This is a genomic window from Pseudoduganella sp. GCM10020061 (genome assembly GCF_042683405.1).
Classification (GTDB): Bacteria; Pseudomonadota; Gammaproteobacteria; order Burkholderiales; family Burkholderiaceae_D; genus Telluria.
In genome coordinates this window covers 367,325-378,411 of sequence record NZ_JBHUJS010000001.1, presented here as the reverse complement: position 1 = coordinate 378,411, position 11,087 = coordinate 367,325, and the positions used below count along the sequence as shown (strand labels likewise).

Annotated in this window: 9 protein-coding genes; 2 read left to right on the top strand and 7 right to left on the bottom strand. The window is 68.5% G+C overall.

Annotation, left to right across the window (positions count from 1 at the left end):
- Window position 1: 1 nt before the first annotated feature.
- From ACFSQR_RS01645 to ACFSQR_RS01630, 4 genes are read right to left on the bottom strand one after another with little or no spacing between them, the layout of a single operon-like run.
- Entirely contained in the window at window positions 2-1,039 is a 1,038-nt protein-coding gene (locus ACFSQR_RS01645) for a FemAB family XrtA/PEP-CTERM system-associated protein (RefSeq protein ID WP_377727380.1), read from the bottom strand.
- Entirely contained in the window at window positions 1,029-1,883 is an 855-nt protein-coding gene (locus ACFSQR_RS01640) for an XrtA system polysaccharide deacetylase (protein ID WP_377727378.1), read from the bottom strand. Before ACFSQR_RS01640 ends, ACFSQR_RS01645 begins: the two co-directional genes overlap by 11 nt.
- On the bottom strand, window positions 1,880-3,046 hold the full coding sequence (wecB, locus tag ACFSQR_RS01635) for a non-hydrolyzing UDP-N-acetylglucosamine 2-epimerase (protein ID WP_377727376.1): 1,167 nt from the start codon (window positions 3,044-3,046) through the stop codon (window positions 1,880-1,882). Before wecB ends, ACFSQR_RS01640 begins: the two co-directional genes overlap by 4 nt.
- Window positions 3,047-3,054: 8 nt before the next feature.
- Complete coding sequence (locus ACFSQR_RS01630; RefSeq protein ID WP_377727374.1) at window positions 3,055-4,608, bottom strand: TIGR03016 family PEP-CTERM system-associated outer membrane protein; 1,554 nt, start codon at window positions 4,606-4,608, stop codon at window positions 3,055-3,057.
- 260 nt (window positions 4,609-4,868) lie between these two features.
- Here ACFSQR_RS01630 and ACFSQR_RS01625 point away from each other — a divergent pair, with 260 nt between their 5' ends.
- Both ACFSQR_RS01625 and ACFSQR_RS01620 read left to right on the top strand, forming a co-directional pair.
- Window positions 4,869-5,663, top strand: coding sequence for a serine protease (locus tag ACFSQR_RS01625; RefSeq protein WP_377727372.1), 795 nt, complete (start codon window positions 4,869-4,871; stop codon window positions 5,661-5,663).
- Entirely contained in the window at window positions 5,660-6,274 is a 615-nt protein-coding gene (locus tag ACFSQR_RS01620) for an XrtA/PEP-CTERM system exopolysaccharide export protein (protein ID WP_377727370.1), read from the top strand. Before ACFSQR_RS01625 ends, ACFSQR_RS01620 begins: the two co-directional genes overlap by 4 nt.
- On the opposite strand, the gene ACFSQR_RS01615 is transcribed toward ACFSQR_RS01620, so the two are convergent.
- From ACFSQR_RS01615 to ACFSQR_RS01605, 3 genes are read right to left on the bottom strand one after another with little or no spacing between them, the layout of a single operon-like run.
- A complete protein-coding gene (locus ACFSQR_RS01615) occupies window positions 6,271-8,145 on the bottom strand; it encodes an asparagine synthetase B family protein (protein ID WP_377727368.1) in 1,875 nt (624 codons plus the stop codon). The genes ACFSQR_RS01620 and ACFSQR_RS01615 overlap by 4 nt on opposite strands.
- 22 nt (window positions 8,146-8,167) lie before the next feature.
- Entirely contained in the window at window positions 8,168-9,400 is a 1,233-nt protein-coding gene (locus tag ACFSQR_RS01610) for a pyridoxal-dependent decarboxylase, exosortase A system-associated (protein WP_377727366.1), read from the bottom strand.
- Window positions 9,397-10,983, bottom strand: coding sequence for an acyl-CoA ligase (AMP-forming), exosortase A system-associated (locus tag ACFSQR_RS01605; RefSeq protein ID WP_377727364.1), 1,587 nt, complete (start codon window positions 10,981-10,983; stop codon window positions 9,397-9,399). Before ACFSQR_RS01605 ends, ACFSQR_RS01610 begins: the two co-directional genes overlap by 4 nt.
- Window positions 10,984-11,087: the final 104 nt, after the last annotated feature.

Sequence of the window (11,087 nt, the reverse complement as noted above, 5' to 3'; positions counted from 1 at the left end):
CTTACCCCAGCTGCCGCGAGATCAGCGGCCCGACCGCGTTGGCGAGGCCGAGCGGCAGGCGCTGCCACATGCGGATGAAGGCGCGGTATTTCGGATTGAGGGGCTGGTTGTCCGGCATCCGCTCGCCGCGCACCAGACGGTATTCGTACCCGAGCGGCTGCGGCTCGAAGCCCCAGTACTTCTTGAAATCGAAGGCCCCGGTGCCGATCTTGCTGCGTCCGAAGTCGAACATCGTGCAGCCCCGCCCGGCCGCGTCGCGCATCAAGCTCCAGTACATGAAATCGTTGCCGGCCAGCTGGCGCGCGATATCGCGTCCGCCGCCGTAGTAGGGAATCACCTCGTCGCGGAAGTAGAAGCTGAGCACCGCCGCAACCAGTTCGCTGCCCTGCACGATCACGCGCACCTCGCACTGGTCGCGGAAAACGCGCTTGAGCAGGGCGAAGTAGCGCTCCGGCAGGACCGGCGTGCCGAGCCGGTGGACGCTGGCCGAAAACGCCTTGAACATGCGGCGCACGCCGTCGTCGATTTCGCTCGCCAGCCCCAGCTTTTCGCCCTTGCGCACCATGGCGCGCTGCTTGCGCGGGATCGCCAGCAGGTTTGCCTCGTTGTCCGGGCCGATCGCCTTGCGGAAGGTGTAGTAGAGGTCGCGCGTCGCGTAGGCCGGGTGGCCCGGATGGGCGGGCAGGATGCTGCGGTATTCCAGGTGCCCGACGCCCAGCTCGCTGGCGAGGTCGTGCGCCGCATCGTCCAGCAGCATGCGCGCCGCCGCCGTATCCGCGACCACGCCGCCATACACGCAGAACGGCAGCGCGACAAGCGAGTGCCCGAACAGCCGGCTGCGGATCTCCCCCAGCGGCAGCACGCCCACGATCTCGCCCTCCTGCTCGGCGTAGTAGAACCAGGTGCGGTGCCCGAACGCCTCTTCGATCACGCGCTGCCAGCCGGAGAGGTGGAAGAAGGTCGCTGCGGGAGTGCGCCGCACGTACTCGTCCCAGCGCGCGCAGTCGGCGCCGCTCATCAGCTTGAGTTCAGTGCGCATGCGCCGCCCCGTCGAGGAAGATGCGGTCCATCCGGTCCCATGCGAAGTCGCGCAGCAGCGAGCGCAGCCGCCCTTCCGTGCGGTGCAGGTTCACGTAATGGCGGAAGCGCGTCTTCAGCCCCGCGCCGCGCGGACGCGGCTGGCCGGGGTCGAGTTCCCACGGATGGAAGTAGAACACCGCCGGCATCCCGTCCCTGCGGTTGACGCGCGCCAGCATCCAGCGCGACAGCGCGTACGGCAGCAGGCGGAAGTAGCCGCCGCCACCGGCCGGCAGGTTGCGCCGGCCCACGCGCACGGTGGCGACCGGCACTTCCAGCAGGCCGGTCGCGCACTGCGGGCGGAACGCGAATCGCGGAGCACCCGGCATGCCGTAATGGTCGTGCACCACCGGGTAGATGCTGGAGCTGTAGCGGTAGCCCGCCTGCGCGAGCCGGTCGAGCGCCCACAGGTTGTCTTCGCCAATCGAAAAGCTGGGGGCGCGGTAGCCCAGCACCGCCTTCCCGCACAGGTCTTCCAGTAGCGCCTTGCTGGAGCGGATGTCGTTGTCGAAGTGCGCCATGTCCTGGTCGCTGGCGCGCAGGTGCGCGTAGCCGTGGCTCGCCACCTCGTGTCCCTGCGCCGCGATACGCCGGATCACCTGGGGATAGCGCTCGGCGATCCAGCCCAGCGTGAAGAAGGTGGCCTTGACGGAGGCCTCGTCCATCAGTCCCAGCACGCGCTCCACATTGCGTTCGATGCGGCACTCCATCCGCGTCCACTGGTCGCGCGCGATCACGGGGGCGAACGCGGACACCTGGAAGTAGTCCTCCACGTCGCAGGTCATCGCGTTGCGCAGCGCCGTCATGCGGCGGCCTTTCGCGTCTCCATCCAGGCCAGCACCGCCGCAACGATGCGGTCCGAGGCATGGCCGTCCCAATAGCGCGGCACGCGTCCGGCATCGCGCCCTGTGGCCAGCGCACGGTCGAAGGCCGAAAAGATACTGCGCGGGTCGCGCCCGGCGATCGTGTTGGTGCCTTCGGTCACCGTGATGGGACGCTCGGTGGAGTCGCGCAGGGTGATGCAGGGCGTGCCGAGCGCCGTGGTTTCCTCCTGCACGCCACCCGAATCGGTCAGCACCACGCGCGCGCCTTCCATCAGCCCCAGCATCTCGAGATAGCCCTGCGGCGGCAGCGGCAGGAAGCTGGTTCGCATCATGATCTCCGCCAGGCCGGCGCTTTCGATCATCATCCTGGTGCGCGGATGAACAGGAAAGAAGATGGGCGTGCGTTCGGCCAGCCGCGCGCAGGTTTCGATCAGCGTGCGCAGCACGTCGGGCCGGTCGACGTTGGAAGGCCGGTGCAGCGTGAGTACCGCGTAGCCCGCCGGCCCGGATCCGAAGCCGGGGCGGCCGTGCCGCTCCGCCGTGTGCGCGGCCGGCACCGCCCGCGCCAGGTTGGCACGCAGCGTATCGATCATCACGTTGCCGGCGAAATGGATGCGGTGCGCGTCGACGCCCTCGCGCAGCAGGTTGGCGCGCGCCGATTCCTCCGTCGTGAACAGCAGGTCCGACAGCTGGTCGGTAAGGATCCGGTTGATCTCTTCCGGCGTCGTGCGGTCTCCGCTTCGCAGTCCGGCCTCGACGTGGATGACGGGGGTGCCCTTCTTTGCAGCCACCAGCGCGCACGCGAGCGTGGAGTTGACGTCGCCGACCACCAGCACCGCGCGCGGCGCGGCCGCATCGAGCGCAGGTTCGAAGCGGCGCATCACCTCCGCCGTCTGCACCGCGTGCGTGCCCGACCCGACCTCCAGGTCCACGTCCGGCCGTGGGATCCCGAGCTCCTCGAAGAACTGGCAGTTCATCGCATTGTCGTAATGCTGCCCGGTGTGCACCAGCGTCATCGGCAGCCGCGGCGCCATGCGCGCAAACGCGGACATCAGGGGCGCAATCTTCATGAAATTCGGCCGCGCGCCCACCACGCAGACGATCCCGCCGCCACCTCCTCCCGACTGCTGCATTGAGTCGCTCATGGCATCTCCTAGAACTGCATCGACACCGACGCAGAGATCGAGTTCTCGCGGTACTTGTCGTCGCCCGACAGCAGCGTGCCGCGCACGTGGCGGACCTCGGCGGCCGCCCGCAGCCGGGGCGTGAACAGGCGGGTCAGCGCGACGCTCAATGCCTGCGTCTCGTCGGTGCGGCCGGTGCGCAGCGACTCGGTGCGCGAATTCCTCAGGCTGACATTCAGGGCCGAGCGCGGATTCAGTCGCCAGTTCCAGATGCCGTTCACGCCGCGCTGGCGCGTGTTCTCGTTCAATGTGGCGAGCTGGTTGCCCAGCAGGCGGCTGTCCGCTTCGAACAGCGACAGCGCGCGCCGGCGCACGTCGTACAGGCTGATGGTGAAGCCGGAGCGGGCCGTGCGGAACATCGCCGTCGCCGCCAGCTGCTTCTGTAGCATGTAGCGGTTGCTCAGGTAATTGACCTGGTCGGCCAGCGCAGGCGGCAGCCCGGTGGCGCGCATGTATGCCATGACAGCCAGGCGGCGCATCAGCGGATCGGGGTAAAGCGGCAGGAACAAGCGGTCCAGCAACGCCGCCGTGTCCACCGCGGCAGGCAGGAAGAACTGCGAACGGGTGGTGGTCACTTCCTCGTTATAGCTGATGTCCCACACGGTGTTGCGGCTGCGGTGGTTGGCGGCGAGATAGTAGGTGCGGCCGAAGAAGCGCTCGCCCACGCTGGCCGACAGGCTGGTGCGGGGAGACGGCTGCCACGCGAACCCGATACGCCAGAACGATCCTTCGGTCGCGCCCTCGTGCGAGTTGAAGTCGTACTTGTCGTAGCCGCCTGTCACGCTGACGCTCAGTTCCCGCGACGTGTTCCAGCGCAGCGTCGCACTGGCATTGGTGGTCTCGCTCTCCTCGGCGATGCTGTCGTCCAGTTGCTGGTGCGAGGCGTCGATGCTCCAGGTCCAGCGCCGGAAGTTGATCCCGCTTTGCAGCGAGAACACTGCGGTATCGCTGTCGCTCTTGCCGAAACCCACCGTGTCGCTCGTGGCCGAATCGTGCGCGTAGCGCAGCAGAGCGCGTGCGGTGCCGCCGAACTGATGCACCGCATAGGGCGAAATGCGCCAGGTACGCACCTCGGTACGGTTGGCTGCGACGTAGGGGTTGTCGGTGTCCTGCGGGCCGAACGCCGATACCGCCTGGTCTTCGATCGACGCGGCCGCATCCAGGTACAGCATCTCCGGCACCAGCCGCGCCTTGGCGTAGGCCGACAGGTGATTGGTACGGCGCTGGGTATCCTGCGCATCGTCGTCGTTGAACACGAAATAGCGCAGGCGGTAGCGGGCCGACATTTGCAGCGACGGGCTGTTGCTTGCGATGGACAGGCTGGGCGTGATCTCGGTGACGAAGCGGCCCCGTTCCTGGCCTTCGCGCGCCAGCGTCACGTTGTCGGTGTAGCGTTCGCGCAGGTCGAGCCCCGGCACCACCCGGACCTCGGCATGGCAGTCCAGCGCCAGCATGACCGCCAGCGCGAGCGGGGCCACATGCAGCGCAGCGGGACAGCGGCGATTTGCGGTCTTCGGTTTCATTCGGCCTCGCGCTTGTCGAATGGCGTCGGTGAGTGCTTCAGGCGGCGGCCGGAATGGCGCGCGCAGATCCGATCAGAGCATTTCTGACAATGCCGGGGCTTGACATAAATTAGGATCAGGCCGCTTTCAGGAACTTCCGCCCGCGCGGGCAACACATGCCGGCACGCCGACCTACGCCACATCAAACTCCGGTCGCGAAGCGCCCGCGCGCGCGCCGCTTCGCTGCTATGGTGAAGTTTTCACAACAGGTGAACGCCACCATGCGCATTCCTGTCTGTACCATCGCCCTGCTGGCCATGCTGTGGGCGCCCGCACCGTTGCCGCGCGCCGCCGAGCTGGCCAAGGTCATCGCCGCCGTCAAGCCGTCGGTGGTGGCGGTGGGGACGTTCGAAAAGACGCGCACCCCGCCGGTGGTCTTCAACGGCACCGGCTTTGCCGTCGGCGACGGCCTGACCATCGTGACCAACGCCCATGTAGTGCTCGATGCGGACGCGGTTCCCGGCCGCGCGCTCGGCGTGATCGTGACGGGCGCCGGCGCCTACGAATTCCGTCCCGCGGTCGCGGTGGAGCTGGACCGGGAACACGACCTGGCGCTGCTGCGCATCACAGGCAAGCCGCTGGCGCCGCTCACGCTGGCGGATTCGGACCAGGCGGCGGAAGGGCACACGCTCGCCTTCACCGGCTATCCGCTCGGGATGGCGCTGGGACTGAACCCGGCCACCCACCGCGCCATGCTGGCCGCGGTCACGCCCGCCTTCATGCCCCCGCTCAATGCGCGCAAGCTCGATCCCGCGATAATCGGGAAGCTGGTCAGCAAGCCATTCGCCATGTTCCAGATCGACGGGACAGCCTTCCCCGGCAACAGCGGCAGTCCGCTGTACCGGAGCGAAGACGGCTCCGTGGTCGGCATCATCAACATGGTGTGGGTCAGGGACCCGAAGGGTTCGCCCGGTTCCGGCCCGAGCGGCATCTCCTACGCGATCCCGTCCAACTTCATCAGGGATCTCGTGAACAAGCAGCCAGCTGCGACTAACCAGGAAAGGAACACGCCATGAACCATCGCCAATCGATCGCCGCCCTGCTTGCGCTGGCGGCGATGACCGTGCTCACCGGATGCGCGACCAGGCACGCCGCCGCGCCGGTACAGGATGCCGCGCCGCCGGCCGACTACGTGATCGGCGCCGGCGACAACGTCAGCATCACCGTATGGCGCAACCCGGAGGTATCGGGATCGTTTCCCGTGCGGCCGGACGGCAAGCTGACCACGCCGCTGGTGGAAGACCTGCAGGCGTCGGGACGCACCGCCACCGAACTGGCGCGCGATATCGAAAAGGCGCTGTCCAAATTCATCCAGCAGCCGGTCGTGACGGTGATCGTGACCGGCTTCGTGGGCAGCTACGACCGCCAGGTGCGCGTGATCGGGCAGGCGGCGCGTCCGCAGGCCCTGCCCTACCGCCGCGACATGTCGCTGATGGACGTGCTGATCGCAGTGGGCGGCGTGACCGAGTTCGCGGCCGGCAACCGGGCTTCCATCATCCGGACGGTCAACGGCAAGCAGACCACCTACGGGGTGCGCCTCCATGACCTGATCAAGAAGGGGGACATCTCGGCCAACATCAAGATGCGGCCGGGCGATGTGCTGGTGATCCCGGAGAGCTTCTTCTAGCGCCCAGGCTCCGCCCGGTCCGGGACTGGCGGGCGGCTCGCGCGCTGCTGGAACCACTGTTCCAGCATCATCAGCACCCAGACCATGGTGCCGTGGTAGCCGGGGTGCTCGGGAAGGTGGCGCGCAAGCAGGTCGTCGATGAATTGCGGGCGCACGATGCCACGCGACTTCAGGCCGGACAGGCTGTCGCCCGCAAGCTGGCGCAGCCTGTCGTGCTGCCCGAGCCAGACCCCGAACGGCAGGCCGAAGCCATGCTTCTGCTTGGCGATGATCTCGTCGGGCAGGAAGCCGCGCAGCGCCTCCTTGAAAAACCAGCGCAGCTTGAGTCCCCTGAGCTTGTAGGAAGGCGGCAGCCCCGCCGAGAAATCGACCACGCGATGATGCAGGAAGGGGAAAGCGACATCGATCCCCGCCATCTGGCAGGCGCCCGTCACCTTGGGCAGGTCGTTGTCCGCCAGCGTGATCTTCAGGTCCAGTTCCAGCATGCGGTTGATGAGGGTGCGGGCCTCGCTCCAGCTCCAGGTCTCCTCCAGGCTGGCGAGCGGACGCGCGCTGTCGGCGTGCGCCAGGAACTCCCGCTCGAACACGGCGCCGGCGCCATAGCGCCCCAGCAGGTTGTAGGTTTCCAGCCGCGCAGGCATCGGCACCCTGGCCTGCTCGACGTAGCTGCGCGCCTTGCGTACTGGCGCGATGGCCCCGCCCAGCGGGAAGAGGCGCAGCGCAGGCTCGATCAGTGCCCCCCTCAGCGGCTGCGGTAGCTTCTCGTACAGCGCGAACACATGCTGCCGCGCGTAGCGCTCGTTCCCTCCGAACAGCTCGTCGCCGCCGTCGCCGCCCAGCAGGCGCTCGATGCCGTCCTGCCGGGCCAGGCGCGCGCACATGTAGGCCGGGACAGCGGAAGCGTTGCCGAAAGGCTGGTCGAATGCGCGCGCCACCTCGGGGATCGCGTCCGCCACATCGTCGGGCGTGACGTAGTACTCATGGTGGTCCGTGCCGAAATGGCGGGCCGCGATGCGGGCGTACTCCATTTCGTCGTAGCCCTGCGCGTCGAAGCCGATCGAGTACGTGCGCGCGGGACGGCCGCCGACCTGGCACAGCATGCCGGCGATGGTGGAGCTGTCGGTGCCGCCGGACAGGAAGGCGCCTGTCTCGCAGCCGGCGCCCGCTTCGCGCACGCTGTCGCGCACCGCATCGACAAAGCGCTCCTTCATCGCGCCGAAGTCGGGCCGCACGTCCTCGTCGAAGCGCATCTTCCAGTAGCGCCGCACGCTGGCGCGCCCGCCGCGGTACTCCAGCATTTCTCCCGGCAGCAGGCGGCGCACGCCCTGCCAGACGTGGCCGGGCGACGGCACCATGTGGAAGTAGACGTAATCGAAAATACCCTGCGGGTCGGCCTGGAGCTGGCGGCCCAGCGGGTGCAGCGCGATCGCATCCGCATGCGACGCAAACACGAGCGCGCCATCGTCCGCGCGGTACGACAGCGGGTGCGCGCCCATCCGGTCGACCGCCAGGAGCGCATCGCCACTGCCCGCGTCCACCAGCGCCAGCGCGAATGGACCAGTGAGGGCGCGGCAGAGCGATTCCGGTGCCGTGCGCCACCCGCTGGCGAGCGCGCTGGCAAGGCCTTCGGCTGCCGCCTGTTCAGCCAGGGGCCCGTCGTGCAGTGAAGCGCCGCCCCACAGCGCCACCAGCACGCTGCCATGGCGCGCGACGTGCGCACGGCCGGCCGCGGCCACGGCGCAGGTGTCCGCGGATGCTACGTGGACAGTGTTGCGATCGTAGCGCGAGAGGGGAGATGCCATCGCGTGCGCCAGGCGGCGGTTGGCGTCGGCGCCGCTGCCGTGGTTCGTCCAGCCGCATAAACCAGACATCGCACCTCCTGCATGTTTTTTGTCAGACCAGCACTTCGAGCGCGCCCGGATGACTGAGGAAAGCGGCCGGGCTGGCCGTAAGTCCGTAGGCGCCCGACTGGAATACCGCGACCAGGTCGCCCACATCGGCGCGCGCAAGTTCCATCTGGTCGGCCAGCAGGTCGAGCGGCGTGCACAGCGGCCCCACCACCGACACCAGTTCGCGCTCCGTTCCCACCACGCGGTTGCCGATCGCCACCGGATAGTTCTTGCGGATGACCTGTCCGAAGTTCCCCGACGCCGACAGGTGATGGTGCAATCCGCCGTCCGTCACCAGGAACACCTGCCCGCGCGAGACCTTGCGGTCGACCACACGGCACACGTACACCCCTGCCTCGGCCACCAGGTAGCGCCCCAGCTCCACCACGATCCGCGTGCCGGGCAACCGCACGGCGGCTTCCGGCATCAGGCTCTCCAGGTTCTCGCCGACCGCGGCCAGGTCGAGCGGCTGCTCGCCCGGGAAGTACGGCACGCCGAAGCCGCCGCCGATGTTCAGCGTATTGAGCGGAGCAGGCGCATGCTGCGCCAGGCGGTAGGCCAGCTCGAACGTGTTCTGGTGCGCCTCCTGCAAGGCGCTGGCTTTCAGGTTTTGCGAGCCGGTAAAGATATGGAAGCCTTCGAACGCAAGGTCCAGCGCGCGCATCCGGTCGAGCATGGCCGGCACGCGCTCGGCGTCGACACCGAACTGCTTGGGACCGCCGCCCATCTTCATGCCGGACGACTTGAGCTCGAAGTCGGGGTTGACGCGCACGGCCGCCCTCGGACGGATGCCCAGGCGCGTGCCGGCCATGGCCGCGCGCTCCATCTCCGATTCCGATTCCAGGTTCAGCACCACGCCGGCCGCCACCGCGCGCGCGATCTCCGCATCGCTCTTGCCCGGGCCCGCGAAGCTGATGCGACCCGGGTCCATGGTGGTGTCGAGCGCCACACTCAGCTCGCCGCCGGACGCGATATCGAGCCCGTCGACCAGGCCAGCCATGTGCTGGACCACCGCCGGCATCGGATTCGCCTTCATCGCGTAGTGCAGGTGGACCTGCTGCGGCAGGTGCCGGCGCAGCAGCGCCACGCGTGCGCTCATGCGGGCACGGTCGTAGGCGTAGAACGGGGTCTGGCCGACGCGCTGCGCGAGGCGCGACAGCGCGATGCCGCCTACCTGCAGCTCGTCGTCCACCACGTCGAACTGGGTCATTGGCGCGTGTTGCGGGCGTGTGCTCATCGGGTTACCTGGGTAAATGCATCGGCATGCTGGGCAGCCAGCAGCTTGCGGTCGATTTTGCCGTTCGGGTTGCGCGGCAGCGGCGCGTCGGCGACGACCACCTTCTGCGGCACCATATAGCCGGGCAGGTGCGCCTTCAGCGCCGACAGCAGCGCCGCGCTGTCGGTGGCGGCGCCCCCGCCCACATAGGCCACCAGCACGATCGCCTGGCCGAGCGCCGGATGGGCCGCGCCGATCGCCGCCGCTTCGGCCACGCCGGCGCGCGCGTACACGATCTCTTCCACCTCGGTCGGGCTGACGCGGTAACCGGAGGTCTTGATCATTTCGTCATTGCGGCTGATGAAGTACAGGAAGCCTTCCTCGTCGCGGCGCACGGTATCGCCGGACCACACCGCCAGCTCCGGCAGCGGCAGGCCGTCGTGCTGCGCAGGGATGGGCCGGAACCGCTCCGCCGTCTTGGCCGGGTCGTTCCAGTAGCCCAGCGACACCAGCGCGCCGCGGTGCACCAGCTCGCCCGGTTCGTTGATGTCGCATTCGCTGCCGTCCGGGCGCAGCACCAGCACCTGCGCGTTCGGGATCGCGCGGCCGATCGAGCCCGGGCGACGCGCCACTTCCGAGGGCGGCAGGTAGGTCGAGCGGAACGCTTCGGTCAGGCCGTACATGAGGAACGGCTGCGCCGCAGGCAGCGCCCGCATCAGCGCCTCCAGCGTCGGTCGCTGCATGGCGCCGCCGGAGTTGGTGAAGTAGCGCAGCGTGCAGTCCTGTGGCCACGGCAACGGCGCCAGCTGGATCCACAGCGGCGGCACTGCCGCCAGTCCGGTGATGCGCTCCGCGACCACGGCGTTGAGCACGTCGCGCGGCAGCAGGTGGTTGATCAGGACTGCGGTCGCGCCGGCGTGGAAGGCCGTGGTCAGCTGGCTCAGCCCATAGTCGAAACTGAGCGGCAGCACGGCCAGGATGCGGTCGTCCGCCGTGTTCCCGAGATACTGCGCTACGCTGCGCGCCCCCGCCACCATGTTCCGGTGCGACAGCACCACGCCTTTCGGCTTGCCGGTGCTGCCGGACGTGTAGAGGATGGCAGCCATGTCGGCGTCGATGGCCGCATGGGGAGCGCTCTCGGGCGCTTCCGTCATCGCGCGATCCCAGCGCAGCACCGGCACCCCGCCGACGGCGGAGGCATGCTCCGCCGCGCCGGTGGCGACCACCGCGTGCAGGTCGGGGCAGTTGTGCAGCACTGCGGACAGCAGGCGCAGGCGCTCGACCGACGTAACCAGCACGCGCACGTTGCAATCGGCCAGGATGTACGCCACCTGCTCCGGCTTGAGCAATGGGTTGACCGGCACGAACACGCAGCCCGCCATCGCCGCGCCGAACATCGCCGTGACATTTTCGACATTCTTTTCCAGGTAGACCGCCACCCGGTCGCCGCGCTGGAGGCCCAGCGCCAGCAGCCCGTGCGACACCCGCGCCACGGCGGTGGCGAGCGTGGCGTAGTCGAGGCGGCGGTCGCCATGCACGAGCGCCTCCGCGCCGGGCGTGCGCCGGGCGGCATCGAAAATGAAGTGGTGAATCAGCTCGTTCATAGGGATCGGGGTGGTTTGGCCGCGGCCAGGCCGCTATTTTATGTGCTGGCGCACACCTGCGCCAAAGATTGCCTCATGCGGCGGGCCGCGTGGGTACAACACAA

What these genes read in the sequence shown, in the direction of transcription:
- ACFSQR_RS01610 (WP_377727366.1), bottom strand. Translation starts at nt 9,400, where the DNA reads ATGAGCACACGCCCGCAACACGCGCCAATGACCCAGTTCGACGTGGTG.
- ACFSQR_RS01615 (WP_377727368.1), bottom strand. Translation starts at nt 8,145, where the DNA reads ATGTCTGGTTTATGCGGCTGGACGAACCACGGCAGCGGCGCCGACGCC.
- wecB (WP_377727376.1), bottom strand. Translation starts at nt 3,046, where the DNA reads ATGAGCGACTCAATGCAGCAGTCGGGAGGAGGTGGCGGCGGGATCGTC.
- ACFSQR_RS01630 (WP_377727374.1), bottom strand. Translation starts at nt 4,608, where the DNA reads ATGAAACCGAAGACCGCAAATCGCCGCTGTCCCGCTGCGCTGCATGTG.
- ACFSQR_RS01645 (WP_377727380.1), bottom strand. Translation starts at nt 1,039, where the DNA reads ATGCGCACTGAACTCAAGCTGATGAGCGGCGCCGACTGCGCGCGCTGG.
- ACFSQR_RS01620 (WP_377727370.1), top strand. Translation starts at nt 5,660, where the DNA reads ATGAACCATCGCCAATCGATCGCCGCCCTGCTTGCGCTGGCGGCGATG.
- ACFSQR_RS01625 (WP_377727372.1), top strand. Translation starts at nt 4,869, where the DNA reads ATGCGCATTCCTGTCTGTACCATCGCCCTGCTGGCCATGCTGTGGGCG.
- ACFSQR_RS01640 (WP_377727378.1), bottom strand. Translation starts at nt 1,883, where the DNA reads ATGACGGCGCTGCGCAACGCGATGACCTGCGACGTGGAGGACTACTTC.
- ACFSQR_RS01605 (WP_377727364.1), bottom strand. Translation starts at nt 10,983, where the DNA reads ATGAACGAGCTGATTCACCACTTCATTTTCGATGCCGCCCGGCGCACG.